13 protein-coding genes and 2 CRISPR repeat arrays are annotated in these 21,130 nt (G+C 70.0%); of the genes, 3 read left to right on the top strand and 10 right to left on the bottom strand.

Annotated features, from left to right (window positions below):
• Positions 1-4: 4 nt before the first annotated feature.
• Entirely contained in the window at positions 5-4,495 is a 4,491-nt protein-coding gene (gene mobF, locus CcI49_RS11905) for a MobF family relaxase (protein WP_076826493.1), read from the bottom strand.
• Between the two features lie 643 nt (positions 4,496-5,138).
• Here mobF and CcI49_RS11910 point away from each other — a divergent pair.
• The 3 genes from CcI49_RS11910 (at position 5,139) to CcI49_RS11920 (ending at position 9,284) form a co-directional block, all read left to right on the top strand.
• Positions 5,139-5,876 carry a DUF2786 domain-containing protein gene (locus CcI49_RS11910; RefSeq protein WP_076826496.1) on the top strand — a complete coding sequence of 246 codons (738 nt, stop codon included), beginning with the start codon at positions 5,139-5,141 and terminating at the stop codon, positions 5,874-5,876.
• Positions 5,877-6,313: 437 nt separating this feature from the next.
• Entirely contained in the window at positions 6,314-7,438 is a 1,125-nt protein-coding gene (locus CcI49_RS11915; RefSeq protein ID WP_241840022.1) for a hypothetical protein, read from the top strand.
• A gap of 592 nt (positions 7,439-8,030) precedes the next feature.
• On the top strand, positions 8,031-9,284 hold the full coding sequence (locus tag CcI49_RS11920) for a tyrosine-type recombinase/integrase (protein WP_347280114.1): 1,254 nt from the start codon (positions 8,031-8,033) through the stop codon (positions 9,282-9,284).
• Between the two features lie 86 nt (positions 9,285-9,370).
• Positions 9,371-10,679: direct repeats of the CRISPR family, unit length 28 nt; unit sequence GGAAGACCCCCGCGTGCGCGGGGACGAC.
• An 18-nt stretch (positions 10,680-10,697) separates the two neighbouring features.
• Here the strand turns inward: CcI49_RS11920 and cas2e are convergent.
• From cas2e to CcI49_RS11965, 9 genes are all read right to left on the bottom strand, one after another.
• Positions 10,698-10,976 (bottom strand): type I-E CRISPR-associated endoribonuclease Cas2e, encoded by a 279-nt coding sequence (gene cas2e, locus CcI49_RS11925; RefSeq protein WP_076826502.1) that lies wholly within the window; start codon positions 10,974-10,976, stop codon positions 10,698-10,700.
• On the bottom strand, positions 10,976-11,968 hold the full coding sequence (gene cas1e, locus CcI49_RS11930; protein WP_076826504.1) for a type I-E CRISPR-associated endonuclease Cas1e: 993 nt from the start codon (positions 11,966-11,968) through the stop codon (positions 10,976-10,978). The genes cas2e and cas1e overlap by 1 nt, the downstream gene beginning before the upstream one ends.
• A gap of 2 nt (positions 11,969-11,970) precedes the next feature.
• On the bottom strand, positions 11,971-12,747 hold the full coding sequence (cas6e, locus tag CcI49_RS11935) for a type I-E CRISPR-associated protein Cas6/Cse3/CasE (protein ID WP_076826506.1): 777 nt from the start codon (positions 12,745-12,747) through the stop codon (positions 11,971-11,973).
• Between the two features lie 7 nt (positions 12,748-12,754).
• A complete protein-coding gene (gene cas5e, locus CcI49_RS11940; protein ID WP_076826509.1) occupies positions 12,755-13,579 on the bottom strand; it encodes a type I-E CRISPR-associated protein Cas5/CasD in 825 nt (274 codons plus the stop codon).
• Entirely contained in the window at positions 13,576-14,703 is a 1,128-nt protein-coding gene (gene cas7e / locus CcI49_RS11945) for a type I-E CRISPR-associated protein Cas7/Cse4/CasC (RefSeq protein ID WP_076826510.1), read from the bottom strand. Before cas7e ends, cas5e begins: the two co-directional genes overlap by 4 nt.
• A 107-nt stretch (positions 14,704-14,810) precedes the next feature.
• Positions 14,811-15,401 carry a type I-E CRISPR-associated protein Cse2/CasB gene (casB, locus tag CcI49_RS11950; protein ID WP_241840021.1) on the bottom strand — a complete coding sequence of 197 codons (591 nt, stop codon included), beginning with the start codon at positions 15,399-15,401 and terminating at the stop codon, positions 14,811-14,813.
• 26 nt (positions 15,402-15,427) lie between these two features.
• The gene (gene casA, locus CcI49_RS11955) at positions 15,428-17,062 is read right to left on the bottom strand and encodes a type I-E CRISPR-associated protein Cse1/CasA (RefSeq protein ID WP_083749461.1); all 1,635 of its coding nucleotides are present in this window, start codon (positions 17,060-17,062) and stop codon (positions 15,428-15,430) included.
• 156 nt (positions 17,063-17,218) lie between these two features.
• On the bottom strand, positions 17,219-17,467 hold the full coding sequence (locus tag CcI49_RS11960) for a hypothetical protein (protein WP_076826514.1): 249 nt from the start codon (positions 17,465-17,467) through the stop codon (positions 17,219-17,221).
• Positions 17,468-17,859: 392 nt separating this feature from the next.
• Positions 17,860-20,673 carry a CRISPR-associated helicase/endonuclease Cas3 gene (locus tag CcI49_RS11965; RefSeq protein ID WP_083749462.1) on the bottom strand — a complete coding sequence of 938 codons (2,814 nt, stop codon included), beginning with the start codon at positions 20,671-20,673 and terminating at the stop codon, positions 17,860-17,862.
• 179 nt (positions 20,674-20,852) lie between these two features.
• A CRISPR array of direct repeats spans positions 20,853-21,124; the repeat unit is 28 nt; unit sequence GTCGTCCCCGCGCACGCGGGGGTCTTCC.
• The last annotated feature ends 6 nt before the right edge of the window (positions 21,125-21,130 follow it).

Consider the following 21,130-nt stretch of genomic DNA (forward strand, 5'->3'; position numbering starts at 1 on the left):
CGTGTCAGAGGTCCAGGACCAGCGGGTGGGCTCGGAACCGGCTGATCGCCTGGTCGTAGTCGGCGGCGCGGACCGGGTCTGCGGATGGTCGGCCGAACGCCCGGAGCAGTGGATGCAGGGCGGTCGGATCGGCCGCTGTGCCGTAGGGAAGGCCGAGTTCGCGGTGGCGGTACCGCTCGATGTGGTGGACGTCGGTGTCCCACGCCGCAGCGGCTGGTTCCTCGGCCGGTCGGGGGCCGAGGAGTCCCGTTAGGTAGTCGGCCGGGGCGACGCGGGCCTGGGAGAGCGCGTGGCCGACCTGACGGTCAAGCGCGGCGTCGAGGTGCCGAAGTCTGTCCGGTGACGGGCCCGCGGGCCCGTCACCGGAGCGTGGCGCGGAAGCCCACTCAGCGGGACGCGAAACGGACTCCGCTGCGGTGAGAGCGCGCCGTTCGGTGGCCAGGTCCGCCGGTGGGCGCCGGGCAAGATGCGCGATCTCCGCCAGGTCGAGGAGACGGACGAGGTCGGCCCACTCGTCCTGGACTGAAAGCGGCGCCGGAAGAAGGTAATGGGTGGGGTCGAGGTTGTGGTCAGCGCAGAGGGCGCCGACGCGGTGGTCGAGGATGGCCGCACCGGTCCGCGCGCTGGTCTGGTCCTGGCGGGTGAGGACGGACAGTAGATCGTCGGGGCTGTGGCCGGTGTCGAGCAGGGCGTGAAGGCCGGCGATCGCGCGGTGGCGTGGAACCTGCTCCACCGGGGAGTAGAACCGGCGTCGGATCCGGTCCGGTAGTCCGTCGACCCAGGTGCGCGTCAGACCGACGGCGAGATCGCGGTGTGCCGTCCACCGGTGCTGCCCGCTCTCGGCGGAGCCCGGGGTGGGGGTCTGTCCGGGTTCAGCCGGTGGCGAGTCCGGGCTATGGCGGGCGTGGTGGATCGCGAGTGCGGCGACGGCCTGGTCCCACAGGGTCCGGTCGGGTCCGGCGGCAGGTCGGGTGCCGATCCGTGCCGTGAGGGCGGGCGGGGGTTGGGTGACAGCCGCGGCGCGGATCGCGGCTTCGGCGGCGAGTTCGGCGCGACGCAGGACCGGCATGGAAATCCCCGTGCCGGCCGTGGCGTCGCCGTCAGGAGGTCCGGCGCGGCCAGCCGTGGCGCGGGGCGCGTCCTGCGGCGCGATGGACGCGCCGCTGGTGGCGAGGTGGTGGAGTTCGGCGAGGGTGTGAGTCCGTCGGAGGGCGTGGGCGGCGCGGGCGAGGGGGTCGTGGTCGGTGGCGAGCCGTTCGGCGCGGGAACCGGCGAGATGCTCGGCGAGCCGGTCGAAGGGGCCGTCGGGGTCACGCAGGATCGGAAGCCAGTCCTCCTCGTCGGCGTCGGCTTCGAGGTCGGCGCGGCGGATGACGTAGGCGGTGAGGTCGGTCTGGGCGCGCGAGAGCATCACGTACAGGCCGGCGCGGCTGGTGTCGTCGGGGGCCACCGCGCGGGCGGTCGGCATCGACGCGCCTTCGGCTTTGGCGGCGGTGATCGCGTAGGCGTAGCCGAGGCCGCCGTCCCTACCATCCCCGAAACGGTGAGTGAGGTACTCCCAGGGCACGGTGACATCGCCCTTGCCAGGAAAGTGCACGTCGAGGGTTTGGCGTTCGGGTACGTCGGGGTCGAGGGTTACCGCGGTGACGATGCCGAGGGTGCCGGTGCGGACGTAGGCCGACGCCGGACGGCCGGCGGGGACGAGGGTGTGCCCGGCCTGGGTGAGGGTGATGACCTCGTCACCGACCTGGAACTCCCGGCCCGCCACCGCGACGACGGGTCCGGTCAGGGTGCCATCGGCGGTGAGGCGTGCCCGCGCGGCCCGGGCGAGGATCTCCACGTCCCGTGTCCGCTCCGCCATCATCGAGACCATCGCCGGCGGCGCGGCCGGAGCGGCACGCCTCGAACGGCGCTGCTGTCGGCCGGAGGCGCCACCAGGCTCCGATGTGGACGGCGCCGCGGCAGAGCTCGGCGCGGTTCGCGCGGCGTACCAGTCGTCGACGACGCCACTCAGCATCGCGTCCCGATCGTCGAAGAGCCGGACCCGGCCGTCCGCGGCGAGGCGGTTGAGCGCGTCTCGCGCCGACGGCGCGGTGTCGGCGCGTAGCGCTGTCAGGGCGGCGCGGACCGGCGCGAGCGCCGCGCCGGCCTGCCGGTGCAGCGTCGTGAGCGCCGGGATGTTCGGCGTCGTCGCGACGAGGTGCGCGAACCAGCCACCCGCGCCAACCGAACCGAGCTGCGCGGGGTCACCCAGCAGGATCACCACAGTGCCGGTGCGCGTCGCCCACCGCAGCAGCCGTTCCGCGTCGCGGCTGCCGATCTGGGTCGCCTCGTCGACGATCAGCACGCTGCCCGCCGGCCACACGGTGGCAGGGTCGTCGGTGTGCTCAAGCAGGGTCAGCCAGCCGGCGACGACACGGGCCGGGACCGCGATCCGGTCCGCGAGCTCCTCGGTCTGCCGGCCGCCGTGCGCCGCGGCGAACACCGCGTGACCGGCGTCCAGGAGGATGCGCGTCGCCAGCCGCATCGCCTCGGTCTTGCCGGTGCCCGCCGGCCCGACGACGGGCCGCACCAGATCCCCGGATCCGAGTAGCAGGCGTACCAGCTCGATCTGTTCAGTGGACAGGCGTGGCCCCGTGGCGGTGTCTGGCTTTCGCGGTCCGTCACCCGTCCGGCCCCGGTCACCAGAGACCGGACGTGGACCGGGCGCCGGTGGCCCGTCATCCAGGTAAACGTCGAGGAGTCTGGGGGACACGAGGATCCGCGGGGCCGCGCCGGCGTCGACCCGACCCTGCCGACACAACGCCAGGACCGTGTCCTCGACCTCGATCAGCTCCTGCGTCGTATACAGCGCCGTGGCGATCTGCCGGCTTCGTCTGACCGGATGACCGAGCAGGACGATCCGCGGATCCGCGAGAACCTGATCGGTGAGGTTCTCGATCTCCTCGGCGCCCAGGCGGTCCCCCGCCCACCCGGAGACCCGGCGGACGACCTCGCGGCGGTCGAACGTGGTCGTCTGCGCGGTCGCGCCGAGCGGGCCGGTCACCAGGTCCACCAGGGCGGGGAGCTCCTCGTCGACCCGGCCTCGTACGTCGCGGTCGACCGGTGTCGCCAGCGCGCGGACCTGCTCGGGCGTCCACCCGGCCGCCGCCAGCCGGTCGTGCTGGATGCGGCGCACCTGCTCGTCGGCCAGGACCTTCTTCGGTGCCCGTGATCCACGCTGCGCCGCGGCCTTCGTTCGTCCCCCAGGCGCCAGGCCGTCCGCGACGAGCTGTTCGTACTCGTCCGCCACCTCACCGGACCGTGTCGAGAACGCGGCGAGCAACGCGGGCGGGAACCCGGCCAGATCCGCGACGCCGTTGCGGACCGGCCCCCAGCGCAGCCCCCGCCGCCGCGCCAACTCATGCCGCAGCGCGGCAGCACCCAGGAACCCGGCGGTACGAACATGGGAAAGGAACACCTCCCCGTCCAGCGCGCGCCACACCAGCCCGGACCGGACCGTCGGATCACCCGCGTCCCCACCGCTGCCGGCCGCGTGGTCGCGTCCGGCGCCCTCGACGCCGTCGTCCTCGCGGTCGACCGCCGTGTCCGGGACGGCGACCGCGTTCGCCACGATGGAGTGGACATGCAGGTGGGCCTCGTTCCTGCGGGACACATCATGCAGATACGACGCCACGGCCAGCCCCAGACCGGTGCGGTTACGCCGGTGCACCGTGCCGAACACCGCGTGCCGCTCCAGATAGGTCACGACCGCGTCCACACCGGCATCGACCGCCGCCGCGACGTCCCCGCGGAGCGCCTCATCCCCGAAAGCCCACAGCAACGACACCGACTTCGGTACCGAGCAGGTCACATCGAACCCGATCACCACCGCCGGCGGCACCCGCGACGCCCGGAACCGCTCCACCTCACCCCGCGAGACCCGCCAGACACCCGTCTCCGGATCACGTTCCGCGGCCAGCCAGGCACCGGACTCCCCTGCCGTCTGGGCGTCGAGCCCTTCCGGCGTCACGGCTCCAGCCGCCGGCGGCGACTTCGCAGTGGCACGCTCCGCCGTACGGGCCGCGAGCATCCGCAGGTACGACGCGCCCACACCCACCAGACGGGCCGCCGCCTCCAGCGACAACCAGCCCTGCTCGTCAGCCCTGTCCGGCGACGGGTCCCCATCGGCCGGGTTGGACGACGCGGCATCGGACGCCACCGCCCGGCCGGCCGACCCCGAGTTCGCCAACAGCGGCCGGCCCGTCACCCCGTGCTCCCCGCACAACAACCGCGTCAGCGCCAGCTCGGACACCGCCGAACCCACCAACCCCGTCAGCACCGCCGCCTGGCCCCGCGGCCGCCCCGGCGCGTAACCCTCGCCGTAATACCGGCGCAGCGGCGACGCCGCATGAGGCTGACCTCCCTCCACATACGCCACCACAGCCCGCGCCGCCCGGCCGACCGCCGCCCGGTCCCGAGGCCGCAACGCGAGCACCTTCACCGTCGCGATCACCGAAAGCTGGTCCCCGAGCCCGGCCGCCTACCCACCCGGGCAGACTCATCCGCACGAACATCGAAAACGTCCTCGCGATCCACCTCGCCAACGTCACCACCCGTACCGAACGCACCTCACAGCACCCACAGCAGCGCCCGCCACCGAAATCTCCCGCATCGTCGAAAAACCTGCGATCAGAATGCCGGCCCCGTCACCCTGATATCAGTCCGGCCGACCGCACCCGATTGACCATTTCGGCGGAGCGATCGAACACGCGCGGCACGGGCAGGTCGCAGATGGGGCCGTCAAGCGGCCACCAGGAAACCGCGCCGCTCGCACCTTCATTATTCGCGCACACAGACAAGAAAGCCTGTAGGGAGAGATGAACCAAGGTCTCGTGCGGATCCAGGGAAAATCGCCTCGCCCGCACCGGTACCTCAATACCTCGAGCGCCGCCACATCCGCTCATTGCGCAGCGCCGCACCTTAAAACTTCTCCACGAAAAGGCAGGGGAACCGATCGCCCCCAGCTCGAACATCTGTTTTCCATCGAAACAAAGGTAGTCGGACCACGGAGGAAACACCGCCACCAGCAACAAACGAACTAGAATTGGAGTTGGCCCGAAAACACCGGATCACCCCTCCCCTACCGAAGAGGCCCCATGAACCCGGACGCCGCACTCACACGAATCCGCAAACTCCTCGCGATGGCCGAGGACGAGGCCATCACCGCCGAAGCCCGCGAAACCTACAACCGCAAAGCGGCCGAACTCATCGCCCGCTACGGCATCGACCAGGCCCGCCTCGACGCAACCGCCGAGAAGCCCGCCGCCGCATCCGACGTGACCATCAGAATCGACCGGCCCTACACCACCGACAAGCTCGGCCTCCTCGCCGCCATCGCCAGTCCTCTCGGATGCCTCCTCGTCAACCACACCCACGACGAGAACGGTCACCGCGTGACCGACGGCCGCCTGTTCGGCATGACCGCCGACCTCGAGCGAACTCAGATCCTCTACACCTCGCTACTGATCCAAAGCACCCACGGTCTGGCCACCACTCCCATCCCTTCCGGCAACGACGCCCGCGCGTTCCGACGGACCTGGCTCGCTGGTTTCGCAGACGCCGTGCAGGACCGCCTCACCGCCATCGAAACCGCTGCCCGACAAGACGCCCAGGCCGAGGACGCCGCTACCGGAGGACAATCCACCGCGCTCGTCCTGGCCAGCCGCGCCGACCGCGTTCAAGCCCACCTCACCAACATCTACCCGAAGCTCCGTAACACCCGCCCGCGCCGCCTCACCGGCACCGGCGCACACAGCGGCTACCGGGCCGGACAACGAGCCGATCTGGGCACTACCCGCCTCAACTCCACAGCCCAACCAGCCATTCGTTCCTGACAGCCAGCCCATCCGAGATGCCGGTGCCCCCTGGGGGTGCCGGCATCTCGGCGTGCCCGCAATCCACCCCAGCCGCCAGATGGCAGCTGCTCGAACGCCAAGGCTTCCCGGGCTCCCAGGAACCAGCGCGCGAAGAGCAACGGCCGCCAGGAACGCGCCGGCACGAGGCGTCACCCAACCTCGACGGGACATATGGAGCTCGCGCTACGCGCGAGCTCCCAGGACAGCGCACCTGAAGCATCGTGGAGTGCACGCGAGCCCGAGTCCGCGCAGCGAGGACAAGCATCGACAGCGTCCGGCCTCCGCACTATCTGACCGGACCACGGCGAAGCGTGACAATAGCACTAGAATCCGATTGGCGAAGAAACGACACCGGACGACACGAACACGATCATCAGACCGCGGGACGGGGATCAATGAGCCGCTACGCAGTGGACATGCAGCGCCGGGAACTGGTCGTGACCTGGGGAACAGGCATCGGTGACACCGCACAGGCCGTCTCAGCTCTACCCACCGGAATTAGCGAAGTAAACGCATTCAAACTTGCCAGAGCGGCCACATCCCTCGCGACCCTGGCGTGGCATATCTACACCCATCCACACCACGTGGCACACGACGAACTCGACGGCGAGGACCATCATCACGAACACGATCCCTTCACCGGAGTACAGACCGCCATCCACAGCCCACACCTTCCCGAAGGCGGGACCATCCTTCAGTCCTACCTTCCAGTAGACGAAGCCTCGCACATCCTCGGACGGGCGCTGCATGCCATTGCCGACCCAGCGCTCACCCACACGGTCGCGGACGACATCGCCAGCGAACTCGATGCAATCGAGCGCGCCGGGCGAGGCGACCTGACCGGCCGGGCCAGGCAAGCCGTCACGATGACCCGCTCCGAGGCCTCGCCTGTTCAGGTCACAGCCGCTGACGCTCTTCTGCGCGRCGAACCGCTGGGGGGCACCGAGCTGTTCACCGAGACCGAGCCCACCGCTGCCGCGATCGCCGCGGCGCACTGGCTTCACGCCGCTGCCACCGTCATCGCGGAGCGCTCAGGCAACGAGATCACCTCCATCGTGGTCGAGGCCGATGACATCGAAGCGCTGCCCCACGAAAGCCCGACCGTCGTGCTCGAAATGATCGAACAGGGACACAGTCCCCATACGGCCGTCATCGAACTGATCACTGATGCGATGGCCGTTGCCAATGGACACATTCCCAATATCGAAGCTCTCATCGACGAGATCGAGGACGCCGAAGCTCAAGCAAAATCACTCGGGCAGAGCGAAGAGGTCCGCCAGGAACTACTACCCGCGCGGCTAACACCGCTCGACCCCAGCCGCCCCGCTATCGACCTCCTCGAAGATCTATTGTACGGCATTCACGGCTGCCGGCTTCTCTACGGAGAATACGCCGACATTGGCACTGACGATCGCGATAACGACGAGGAGAACGACGGCTCCGAGGAGTACTACCGGCGGCGTCAAGACTCGCTGACCGAAAGGTTCTACGGGGAGGTTCGAGCGACTGCCGCCCTGCTCCACAGCCGCCTTCTGCAATAGCAGCGATGACGAGTTCGCGGAGCTACATGCGCGCAGGTCACGACAGACCTCGCGATCAGTCCCGAGCAAGGACGAGGCCGTGGTAGACCGGCCAGAGGACTGCATCGATGTCCGTGATCGTCGCGAGGTATCCGACGAGGGCCGGAGAAATGCAGTTGGCGGTGGCACCGCTCCGAACCATCTGCGAGCGTGGACCGTCTCCGCCCGTCTCCCCCGGCAACCCTGACCGACCGCTCCCGACGAAGTCGATCCTCGACGTCGGCTGCGGTAGATGTCGAGGCGGCGGCCGGTCACTCGGACGGTCTCCGGTGAGGGGGTCGGTATTCAAGCGGTGTGGCTGCCGCGACCCGCAGACCGGCAAGGACTACGGCAGCCGGTGCCCAAAGCTGACCCGATCGGACCACGGCGCCTGGTGGTACATGCACGACGTCCCACCTGGGCCCAGCGGACGACGTCGCCGCACCACCGACGGCCCGTTCGATACCCAGGACGAAGCCGAGATCGCGCTCACCGGATCCCTCGCTGAGCTCCACAGCGGTGGCCGGGGCCCGACGACACCGGACTCACCGTCGCCCGTTACCTTGACGACTGGATCGCGGGAAAGGCCAGCCTCGCGGAATCCACCCGCCGCTCCTACGAGGAGCACATCCGCCTGTACCTCAAGCCCGGCCTCGGGCATCTCAAGCTCACCGATCTGCGTGATGACCACATCGAAAAGCTCTATGCCGCCATGCGGCTCATCGGCCGTGACCTGCGTGGCAGGAAGCCCTCACCACTACTCGTCCGGCTCCTCGAAGTCCGCCAGGACGACCCGGAGCGCCGCCGGCCCCTGAGCGCGGCCCGGCTGCACCGGGTGCACGCGACCACGATGAGCGCGCTCAACAGTGCCGTGAAACGCAAGAAGCTCCGTCACAACCCCGCCATCCACATCGAGCTCCCCAAGGCACGCAAGCCTCGGCCGTTGGTCTGGACCGCACCGCGGATCGCCGCCTGGCAACGCACCGGCACGCGGCCGGCCCCGGTCATGGTGTGGACTCCTGACCAGGTTGGAGCCTTCCTCGATTTCACCATTGATGATCGCCTCTATCCGCTATGGCATCTCGCGGCGCACCGTGGTCTCCGCCGCGGAGAAATCGTCGCTCTCGGCTGGACCGAGGTCGACTTCGACGACGACAGCATCTACATCCTCGACAACCTCCCCGGATCCGGCGTCACCGACGACTTCGATCTGGACACCGACGACTACGACGATCCGAAAAGCGAAGCCGGCCACCGCACCGTCGGCCTCGACCCGGACACCAAGCAGGTCCTCACCACCTGGCAGGGACGGCAGGACAAGGAACGCACCGACCACCGAACGGCCTGGATCGACAGCGGCCGGGTGTTCACCCACCCCGACGGCAGCAGGCTCACCCCCAACGGCGTCTCGCAACGCTTCGAACGGCTCATCACCCGCTTCGCCACCATCCGCCGCGAACACACCGAACACCAGTGGACCGTCGACCAGCTCGCCGCCCGCCACCTCATGCCCACCGAGGCCATCGACACCGCGCTCACCTTCGGCCCGCTGCCACCAATCCGTCTACACGATCTACGCCATACCGCCGCCAGCCTCACCTACCGCGCCGTAAAAGACCTCAAGGTCGTCTCCGAACTCCTCGGACACGCCTCCGTCCACTTCACCGGCGACATCTACACCTCGATCTTCGCCGACGCCGACCGCGCAGCGGCCAAAGCCGCCGCCGACATCGTTCCCCGCCGGCATCGACTCGGCGCCATGGCCCCGGCGGAGCCCGAGAACCTCACTTCACCGACCCCCGGCAACGGGCCCGGCTTGGACATGTAGGACCGGTCGGATTAGCCGTGTTCCTGATCAGGGAGACCCGCGTGCCCGGGAACGACGCGCGGGCCGGGCCCTCGTTGAGGTTGGCGGGAAGACCCCCGCGTGCGCGGGGACAACTGAGACTTACTGAGACCGATGTGAGCCCAATAGGGAAGACCCCCGCGTGCGCGGGGACGACACCTCGCGCGCCTGCTGGTCGGTCACCTTCGAGGGAAGACCCCCGCCTGCGCGGGGACGACGTCGGGAAGGGGCTCGACCGCGCGATCAACCTGGGAAGACCCCCGCGTGCGCGGGGACGACGAACTCCGTGGCCTGCCTGACGCGCCTGAGTGGGGAAGACCCCCGCGTGCGCGGGGACGACCCCTCGTTGGTGGCCAGACTGGTGGTGGAGTCGGGAAGACCCCCGCGTGCGCGGGGACGACCAGCTGGCCCCGTTTTTCACGAACTTGATCCAGGGAAGACCCCCGCGTACGCGGGGACGACCCGACGACGCCGGACCCGCCGACCGCGGACGGAGGAAGACCCCTGCGTGCGCGGGGACGACCGATTCCCTCTCCTTGACTCTCGGCTCGATCGCGGAAGACCCCCGCGTGCGCGGGGACGACGAAACCGCCGCCCGCCATGGGGGTGATCCCGTCAGAAGACCCCCGCGTGCGCGGGGACGACCCGGCGTCCGACAGCCCGCCGACCGTCACCCGGGGAAGACCCCCGCGTGCGCGGGGACGACCAGGCCGGGATCCTCGCCGTGTCCGCCGCGCTGGGAAGACCCCCGCATGCGCGGGGACGACGACGGCGCACTGGCCGTTGATGTGCCTGACGTGGGAAGACCCCCGCGTGCGCGGGGACGACCTGCGGGGAAAAGCAGATCTTCCGCGGGCTCGGGGAAGACCCCCGCGTGCGCGGGGACGACGCCGGGACCACCACCACGGACCTGCCCGACCTGGGAAGACCCCCGCGTGCGCGGGGACGACCCGAGGGTGCCGAGGCCGGTCGTGAACTGGCGCGGAAGACCCCCGCGTGCGCGGGGACGACACCGAGTCGGCCGTGACCCTCGCCTTGTTTACGGGAAGACCCCCGCGTGCGCGGGGACGACGGCCGACCAGGACTGACCGCTCCGGCTGGAGGGGGAAGACCCCCGCGTGCGCGGGGACGACGCGGCCTGGCTGGTGTCGATCTGGCCGATCGCAGGAAGACCCCCGCGTGCGCGGGGACGACATCGCGAGCTCAGCCAGCGGGGTGACCAGCGCGGGAAGACCCCCGCGTGCGCGGGGACGACAGGTCCTCGGCGTACCGGTCATCACCCTGCCGCGGAAGACCCCCGCGTGCGCGGGGACGACTACGGGCAGGGCTGAGGCCGATGCTGAGCAGGGGGAAGACCCCCGCGTGCGCGCGGACGACGCTTGCTGAGCTGGGGTTTTAGCTGCGGGGGCGGGCGAATAGCATCAGTCCGTCGTAGTCGATGGGGTGGTAGCGGTCGCGGCCGGCGGTACGGGCGGCCCAGCCTTGTTCGTTGTTGGCGGGTTCGATCATGACTGCCTGGCCGTCTCCGATGCGTTGGGCGAGCAGGGTCCAGAGGCGGTCGCGGATGCGGGCGCCGGGGTTGCCCACGTAGACGCCGGCGGCGATTTCGATCATCCAGCGGGTGAGGTGACCGCGCAGGCCTTCGGGAGCCGCGATGAGGACGATGACGGTCATCAGAACGGCGGTGAGGTCTGGGGAAGGTCGGGTCCGGTGATTCCGAGGCTGATGAGGTCGTCCCAACCGTCCGCGAGATCAACGGCCCAGTTGACGCCGCCGGGGACCTCGCCGTCGACCTCGTCCCACAGGTGCAGGCAATCCTCGTCTGGAGTGGAGCTGTCTCCGTCGACGAGGAGGTCCTTGATGTCGTGGACGATGCGGGCCATGAGATGGCCGTCGGCGACCTTGTCGCGGAAGGCGGTCCGGATGTCACGTTCGTCGGTGTGGCCGGCGGCGGCGAGATCGAACGCGAGCGGGATGGTGTAGTCGGCCTTGTACAGGTCGGCGATGTCGAGGACGAACGAGATCGCGGCGCCGGTGTGGACGAAGCCGAGGGCCGGGCTGGCACCGATCCCGACGATGGCGGCGTGGCAGATGCCGTAGAGGCAGCTGTGCCCGGCGGACAGGAGCCGGTTGATGTCATCCCCGGCGGCGAACGGGTCGCCGGGGCTGTAGACACGCCGGTTCCAGGGAACGCCGGTGCGGTCGGCGTGGGCGCGGTAGACCTTCTTGATACGGGCGCCTTCACGGCCGCGTAACTGCTGCATGGTCGCCGTGGCGACGTCGTCGTCGGGGAACCGTTTCGCGTACATGCGGCGTGCGACGCCGAGACGTTCCTTGGTGCGGGTGACCAGGTAGGCCTGCCGCAGCAGCAGCCCGGAGCCACGTGCGGGGCCGAGGCCTGCGGCGTACATACGCACACCGCGGTCGCCGACCCAGCACACCGCGGTGCCGGAGTCGGCGAGCAGCCTGACGGCCCCGCTGGTGATTCGGGTTCCCGGGCCGAGCAGCAGGGTGGCCACGAAGGCGGCGGGGACACGGACGGTGCGCTGCTTGTTCACGATGACCACGGCGTTGTCAGCGCGGTCTACGTGGCTTTTCTCCACGTAAAGGGAAGAGACCCGGTCTTCGATGCGGTGCAGGTCGAGTGGGTCGGAAAGCCACCACATCGTCACCCGCCTCCTGTGCTGGTGGGCGCGGCACCGGTGAGCGGGGCGAGGGTGAGCAGTCCGCAGCCATACGCCTTGCCGGATCCGACACCGCCGAGGAGGGTGCGCCGTGCCAGGTCGGGGTCGGTGACGCGCAGCGCACCGTCGAAGGTGGCGGTGCTGAGCACGACCTGCCGTTTCCGAGCGTCCCCGCCGGGACCTTCGTGTGGCGTGGTTGTGTAGTCGGGCGTCTTTTTGGTGAAGGTGAGCCGTTCGCGGGCGGTGAGTGCGACGGCGGGGCCGGTGTCGGTGTGCAGGAGGGTGAATCCCCAGCGGTCGACGCGGCTGGTCAGMCAGGCGAGTTGGTGGGCGGCGGTGCGGTGCGGAACGCGTACGCCGCGGGGCCGGGGCCCGGCGAGACGTTCCTTCTGGGCGACGGAGGGGTTGGTGGGTTGGCGGGTCGCGGTAACGGGGTTGGCGCGCAGCCGGAAGGCGAACTCGCGGCCGTGCTGCAGCCGGTCGAGCAGCGGCTGATAGTCCCGGATCATCGCCTCGCCACCGTCGGCATCCGGCCAGCCGGCCTGTTCGACGAGGTGCGCCCAGGACGGCCGGGACTGGGTGAGGACGAGCAGCTCCGCCCGGTGGGCCTGGCGGGTTTCCAGCCGCCACAGGACCCGTTCGGTGACGGGTTGGACCGCCAGGCCGCCAAGGACAGCGGCGTGGGTTCTTTCGGGGCTACGGAGCAGCGCCTGGGCGCCGGTACGTAGCGGGTTGAGCCAGATACGGGACAGGTAGGTCATGGACGGCTCACCATCCCAGCAATGCGAACGGGTCATGCGCCGCAGGCCCGTCGGTATCGGTAGGGTCGACGGGCCAGGGAGGTGGGAGCCGGGCCCAGGTCTGGCGGACCCGGCGGGTGGTGAACCCCCGGTCGCGCGGGTCGAAGCTGGTCGGGACGTCCCGGCGGATCTCGTCGCCGTGCGGGTCGTCGACGGTGACCGGTAGATCGATGGTGCGCGGGCGGGGCCGGGCGGCGGCGAGCCGTTCCCGCTGGGCATCACTGGCCTGCCACGGCACCGTGTTCTCCAGCACCGCGGCCAGGTCCCCGTCCCACAGCGCCGTATCAGTCTGGCCGGTGGGGGTGAGGAGCAGCGGCTGGGTGGGTGGGCAGGACCGGCGCCCCAGCGCGAGCGGGAACGCGGGGGCCCGCAGCGCGACGACGAGCGTGTCCAGAACCGGTTCGGGGCCGCTGACCGCGGCGATGAACACGGCGTCCTGTAGGTAGAAGCGTTCGGTGACGTGGGTGTGTTTCGCGGGCGAGGTCGGTTTCTGGAGGCCTTTCGCTGTCACCGCGGCCGACGGCAGCGGCCGGCCCCGGTAGTCGCTGAGGGTGTGGTAGTCCCGCAGCAGGGTGCCGGGCTGGTCGGTGCGGACCCCGAACGTCAGCGTGAGGAGGGTTTCGATCGGGTCGGTGCGCCGCAGCCCCTGGGCAGCGGCGAGCAGGCCCACGAGCCCGCTTTTCGTCGGTTCGGTCTGGGTGTCGCGGCGGTTGAACAGGCTCGTCCCTCCCCAGGACTGCACCGGGCCGGCGAGGCGCAGCACCAGGCAGCGGGGAGGTGTGGGGCTGGTCATCGGGTGGTGGCCAGCCGGTCGCGGGCGGCGGTGGTGACCGTGTCGACCAGCTGCGGGAACGGCACGGACCCGCCGAGAGCGGCGGCCTTGTCGCCGGCGTCGGCGGTGTCGTACGTCGACACCGTCAGCTCCGGGTGCAGTCCCCACCGGGTGGTGGTCCGGTCCAGCTCGGCGGCGAACTCGGCGACGGACCGGGCGAGCAGACCGTGGCCGTTCGCGGTCACCGGCTTCTCGAACGCGGAGACCAGGTTGACCGGCTGATCGGCGCGGACCGTGACGGTGAGCAGGTTCGGGACGGTGCGGTGCGCGAACGAGTTCCCGTGCCCGGTCGGCATCGACGTGGTGAACGCGACGAGGAACACCCGCAGCGCCTCGACGGCCGCGTCGAGGTCCCCGCCGAGGTTGTCGAGGAGCTGGTGCAGGCCGACGGTCGCGAACCGGTACAGCGTCGCGGACTGGAACTCCACCGTGCCGATCATTCCGGCGCCGGTGTCCTCCTTCGGGTTCTCGTCATCGACGGCGGTGAAGTAGTCGTACTCGACGTCGGCGGCGTGGGTGGACAGCGCGTGCGCGACCTGGGTCGCCGCGTCCACGTTCAGCCCGGGAAGGTCCGCGACCATCCGCCCGAACAGCGCCACGTCGATCGGATGCCCGGTTCCGAGGGTCTCCCGCACCGGCACCCCCTTCACCGCCTCCGCCAACGCCGCGTCGTCCAGCCCGGCGAGACGCGGCAGATCGGCCTCGATCGCGTCGACGAGCCGTTCCAGCTGCGGACGTCCGAAGAACAGCAGGTAGGCGGTCTCCGCGGCCTTCTTCCCCGGCTTGATCCCCAGGTCCGACAGCACGCTCGTCGCGACCCGGGCCGCGTCGTCCGGGCCCAGCCCACCACGGGAGGCGATCCTCTCCGCGAGCAACGCGGAGATCTTCTTCGTGCGGGTTCCCAGCGTCGCCGGGTCCACCAGGTCCGCGAACGCGGTCCGGGTCGCGCGCTTCCACGCCTGCGACGACACCCGTGCCCGTTTCACTCCACCGTAGATCGCCTGCTTCGGCGTACCGGCGTCATCACGATTCAGGTTCGACGGCGGCACCGTCTGCAGCACATGAACATCGACATAGGTGCGCATAGAAAGTCTCTCTCGTCTCGCGGCGGCGGAAACGCCGCCCGCGCTAGCGACAAAATTGAAGTAATCGGCCGACGCCGTGCCCGGCGTCGGCGGGCCCGGCGGCCGGGTCAGCCCGCGGTGGGTGTTGCGGCACCGTTCCCGTCGCGGTTCAGGAAGTAGTCGGACCCCCAGCGGCGGCGGATCCCGCCGACCTTCGCCGGGTCCTGCCAGGCGACGAGATCCCAGTAGAGCTGGGTGTAGTCGAGGCGCTGCGGGTTCGGGAGGTTTCGCATCTGGCGGACCAGGCCCCGCAGATGGTGGGCGGCCTCGTTCAACGAGGTCGCGGTCGCCGCGGCGGTGAACCGGCGGTCGACCGCCTCCGGGCTGAACTTCCCACTGTCCCGCAGGCCGGCGACAGCCTTTCCGACGCTGATACCGCGGGTGTGCATCAGGGTGGGCTGGGATTGCTGGTGGACAGCGAACAGGACCAGCGCCACATGCTCGGCGCGCAACGCGGCCGTCATGTTCCCGTGGTGGTTCAGCGTCGTGTAGTACCGCCACATCTGCGGGACCGTTCCGGGTTCCCGGTTGGCACCGAGGCGCAACGCGGCGAGTTTGGCCCCGTCGGGCCGGCCGTCAGCGTGCTTACGTTCCCAGAAATGCCGCCCGGACTCCGGCTCGGCGGGAACGGAAACAGGCGCGGGAGGATCAGTGGTCATGGTGTTTCCCGACGGTGAGAGGGTGGTCATGCCGTTGCCGTTCGGGCCGGTGGAGCCGCTGTCGCGGATGCGGGGCCGAGGATCGTGTTCAGAGCGCGGCGGAACGACGCCTCCGCGACCGCGAGCCGCGGACCGAACCGCTCGCCGGGCGCCCGGCCAAGGAACGCGCCAGGGCCCGCGGCGGACAGCACCGGGTCCGCGACCTCCCAGGCGAGGCGGCGTGCGACGACCCGCCAGGCGTCCTCGGCGTCCTCGACCATGTCGGGCTGATGTTGCAGGCCCGCCAGCAGCCGCCGCACCACCGGGGTAAGCCGGTGGATCAACAGGTCTCCGAGGCGCTGCCCTCGATCCCAGGGCAGCTTCGCCGCACCATAGGCGGCCCGCAGATCATCACCGAGACGGTTCGCCGCGATCCGCAACGCCTCGGCCTCATCGGCGACCTGCAGCAGCGTGTGACGCACCCGCGAATCCGCCGCGAGCGCGACCACCGGCAACGGGATCTCATCGACGATCACGTCGTCAACGACCGCGGACTGGGTGCCGTACGACACCCCGACCGTCAGGACCCGCAGCGGAAAGTCGTCCGCCACATACCCTTCGGTCTGCAGGCCGGCCACCTGCCGCATCACATCCGGGGCCGACACCCGCTCCGCGGTCGGTCCTCGGACCGCCAGCAGCCCGGCCAGTCCCCGCCATGCCGCCCGGCCCGGCTGGTGCCGCACCGGCCGCACCGGCGGATCGCCCTTCTTCGGCCGCTCCACCTGCCGCCACGCGGTGTGCGGCTCCAGATCATGCACCGACGAGTTCAGCCGGTCCCCCGCGCACAGCACCACCCGGCGCACCACCACACCACCTGACGCGTCCGTCTCGGGGATCAGCCGGATACGGCGGGCCTGCCAGGTCAGCAGATCCGCCATTCCCCGCGGACGCCGTGTCTGCCACCTGCTGGTGGCAGGTTCGGGTGATTTCCACTGCGGAACGTCGTCCGACCGTCGGCCGCCGGCCGTGGCGATCGGAAGGTTCAGCATCAGCGTCTCGAACAGCGTCGCGCCCATCGGCACGACGACCCCGAGCTGACCGACCGGCCCGGGCGGGTTCCCTGTCGTCTTCCCCGCCTTCACCTGCGGATCACCGGCAGCCCCGGACTTGATCGCCGCGGTGTCCCAGCACTGCGCGGCCAGCAACGCCCGCGCCGCCGCCGCCGGCGTCAACGCCGGCGGGTCGTTCTCCGTTCGCGCGCTGAAAACCGGCACGTTGTTCCCCGACGCCAGCCGAGACAGCAACAGCGAGACCGGCTTCGTCTCCCCCTTCTCCGTCCGCAAACCCGCCACCTGCGCGAACGGCCTACTCACATCAAAAAGATCAAAACGATCAGCTAGATCATCCAGATAGGTACCGATCCGGCGCGCGGCGTCGCCATCAAACCCGTCAGGGGAGAACCGGCGCGCCCAGGCGGCGGAGTCCTCGGGAACCCCCAGGGCATCCATCACGACCGGTATCAGAACCTGTCGCAGCACCGCCACCGTCTCCAGCGGATCGACAACCGCCAACCCCGACAAACCACCGGCACCCAGCAACGCGCCCCTGAGGCTCACCTCACGGACATGACCGCCATCGACCGCCTGAATCCACGGCTCATCCCGCAGATCGAATCCGCTCAACGATTCCCCCGTCCCGCACGATTCACGCCTTCCCCCCGAAGGTCACCCGATGTCTACCAGACCCCTCCGACAGTTCCGAACCAGCCGACCCAGTTACGCCACGCCAGCAACAGAAGCAGGCCATATCGGACGCGACGAGATCGCGCCTCATGTGGCCTATTTCCTCTCGCGCCGTCGACGCTCCCGCCCCTCCAGATAGCGGCGGCGATCCTGCCACCACGCGAGGCGGTCCGCCGACTGGTCCGGCATGACCGCACGAGCCAGGCAGGCGAACCCCAGAAGGATCGCGACGACCACGAGAGCAAGGAGGATGACCGCGACGACCGGCCACGGCGCCCCCAGCCCCGGACCCACGACACCGACGGCGGTCGCGAGAACCAGCGACAGTGGCCTGATCTCCCTCACCTGCCCCCACCCACCTCGCCGGCCGGAACCCCCCGGACCAGGTTCAACGCGCTACGCGAAGCCCCTCCCTCAATGCGCGGCTCGGCCAGGCGAGGCCGACCGAGCCATGGGAGCGGCCGCTCCACCGCCAGGGCAGAGCGGGGACACGGAGAGCGAGGGAGCGACACCGGAGCAGAGTACCTTTCCATCTCGATCCCTCGAAAACTGGGTATCGGCGGACCGGACCTAAACTGGGTGTCGGCGGTGCGGGCGGGCCACTGCTTGGTGTCCGCGTTGATACCGTGATGCCGCCCAGCCCACGCTGGGGTGATCCGTGGGTATCGGCGGCACGGACGTCGTCCCCGCCGCTGCGGGGGACATGCAAGGTTCCGGCCCCTGGTGCGGATCGACGCTTAGCGCGAGCCTGTCCGCGTGTGAGTCAGGCCGCTGCTGTCGTCATAGGTCAGGTGGTATTCGCCAAGCCGCGCGGACAGGTCGACGTCGAGTTCGAGGGCTCGGACACGGCCGAGCCATGCGTCGTCGCGCCAGCCCGGCAGAGGCGCGAGGTCCCGGCGGGCGGCATCGGTGAGCTCGGGCCTGGCGGGCAGGCGGATCGTGGCGCCGACCGTGTCCTCGAACACCTTCTCGTCGCTGACCGCCGCCTCACCCGTCGGGCCCAGCGGCCGGCCGTTGAGCGTGAGGAATCCGCCGGACGGATGACGCCGCACGAGAACGACCTCCACCGACTCGTCGCCGTCGCGGACCACCGCGGCGACCCGTTCCTCCGACTCCAGCGCCTCCGTCGACCGCTCATGCAGGCCGTCCAGCGCCGCAGCGCCGAGCTTTCTCTCCCCGGACAGGAGAAACTCGGCCGCGTTCGACTCCCGACCCTTCTGCTTCTGCTCCCACTTCTCCTGGTAGCCGGCCGCGGTCGAGGCCCACTCCGGCGGGCCCAGCGGCGCCGAGCCGTAGCCTTCGGCCACCAGCGCGGGGACCTGGCCCGGGATCGACCAGCCCTCATCGGCCGCCGCGGCGGCGAGCAGCGCGGCCGAACGCACCAGCAGATGATCCCCGTACACGACGCTACTGCCCGACGGCCACGTCGGAACCCTGCCATCGATGAACCGCACCCCGGTCACGAGGACCCGGGGCACGCGGAACCGTTCCGGGCGATGGTCGGCTGGCCGCTGATGGCGGTGCAGCCTGCCGATCCGCTGCAACAGCAGGTCGATCGGCGCCAGATCCGTGACCAGGAAGTCGACGTCCACGTCAAAGGACTGCTCGGCCACCTGAGTGGCGACCACGACCAGACGCTCCGGTCGCGGCACAGCGCCGTCACGGCCTAGTGGTCCCAGCTGGTCGATCACCGACTCGCTGCGCTCGGCACGCGTCTCCGCGACGAACCGGCTGTGCAGCAGAACAACATCGTCGCCGAACACGGGACGCAGTGCCGTGAAGACCGCCTGGGCACGCCCGACGGTGTTACACACCACCAGCGCACACCCACGGCCCCGGACCTCCGCCGCCACCGCGGCGGCAACCGTCTCCGAAGCAAAGTCCTCCTGTTCCTCAAGGACCTCCACCCGGACCTGCAGCGGCTCACGTTCCGACTGGTGCGCCTCGACCGCTGTTCTGGTTTTCCCATCGACCACGCACACCGAGGTCACGTTCGGATACCCCGCCGGCTCCTCGAGCACATCCAGGTCGGCCTCGACATCCGCACGCTGCGCCGCGCCCTGCACATAGGCGCGGACCAGGTCCCGGCGCATCTGCGGCGGCAGGGTCGCGGACATCAGCACCACCGGAACACCCGCGTCCGCCAGCCAGCGCAACGCCTCGAACAGGAACTGCGCCATGTACACGTCGTAGGCGTGCACCTCGTCGAGGACCACCACCCGGCCCGCCAGCCCGGCGTGGCGCAACATCACATGCTTCGTCCGCGTCGCCGCGTGCAACAGATGATCGATCGTGCCGACCGTGACCGGCGCCAGCAGACCCCGCTTACGGCCGAAGAACCACTCCGCCGCCGCGACAGCACCCGTCGCTGGCCGGTCTAGATCCGCTGGCGCACCGACACCGTAGTCGTCGCCCATCCCGTACTCGTCACCGTCGTGAACACCCCCGAACGCGACCGAGCGGCGTAGTTCCATCCACCGGCGGTTGAACCGYGCCCGGCCATGCAGGAGGTTCAACGGCGCCTCGCGGTCCACCCGCTCCGACCAGGCCTGGACCCGGGCGAACATCGGATCCGCCGTGGCCTGCGTCGGCATCCCCACGAACACGCCATCCGCGCCGAACCGCCGCGCGAGCACCTCGACCGCCACGAACGCCGCCTCGGTCTTCCCCTCCCCCATCGGCGCTTCCACGATCAGTAGGCCCGGAGCAGGCATGCCCTGCGCGGCCCGCACCACACCCTGCTGAATCGGCCACGCCGGCTTCCCGAACCGATACGACACCAGGTCAGCCACACCGACCGGCGCCGGAGCTCCCACCCGCCACCCACCCCGAAGCCCGAGTTCGCCCCACGCCCGACCAGCACGGTCCCGGGCGCGCTCCCACGACACCTCCGACAGCGTCGGCAACCCTTTGAACCGCGTCTCGTCACTCGCGATCCAATCCGCCATGATGATCAGCCCGGAGATCGTGAGCTGCTCCGCGCGTCTCGGCACCCGAACATCCGCCAACGACGCCAAGTCCACCGACAACTCCGCAGCGACCCGTCGCACAAACCCGTCCTGCGCCTGCGCCCACGCCGAAGCACGCCCGTGGGCTTGGACATGGTTTCGCGGATCCGTCCCACTCAGAGGGGGAATCAGCCCATGATGACCCGCGATCAGCGGCCACACCCAGTCAGTGCCCTCCCTGCTCCATCCCGCCGCCGTAAGACCGCGACGGACGATGCAAGCACCAGCTGCCGAATGATGCCACTGCCGGCCCTGCCGCACCGTCAGGCCCCGCCACCCCAAACCAGCCGCCTGTACCCGGGCAGCAAGACCCTCATCCTTCATCTGAAACGCCGGAGTCGCCTTACCCACATCATGCAGCCCACATAGCAACGCGAATAGTTTCCGGCCCCGCCCGTCGCTACAGGCATCCAGAGACCGTCGCACCGAAGAAGAAAGGTACCGATCGAAAACGAGCTCACCGACCGCCGCCGCGTCCAACAGATGCCCCAGGAGCAGATGCGCCGAACCCTGCCCGTTTTCCGGCTCCGACTTTCCCCACACAACACCCAGCGCCGTATCCTGCAAGGGACCCCCCAAAGTCGACCCAGCAACCCCACGATCCAACCATCATCAGGCCCCACCACCCCCAGTCCCGCCCATCACCGGGAACAAGATGATCAACCGGCAGGCCACTAATATTTTTTGGCACCGCTGAGCCGCAAACCCCCAGGTCAGCAAGTGTCGTCCCCGCGCACGCGGGGGTCTTCCTTCCCGGGCCTCCAGGCCGGACAGCATCGGCCGGTCGTCCCCGCGCACGCGGGGGTCTTCCCCGGCAGATCCGCTGCAGCGCAGTCGATCCCGGGTCGTCCCCGCGCACGCGGGGGTCTTCCGGAGCTGACCGGAGAGGACCCGGTGCGGGCCGAGTCGTCCCCGCGCACGCGGGGGTCTTCCCCCGGCGAACGCGCTGGTCAGGGCCCGGCGTAGGTCGTCCCCGCGCACGCGGGGGTCTTCCCTCCGT

Source organism: Frankia sp. CcI49 (assembly GCF_001983215.1).
GTDB lineage: Bacteria > Actinomycetota > Actinomycetes > Frankiales > Frankiaceae > Parafrankia > Parafrankia irregularis.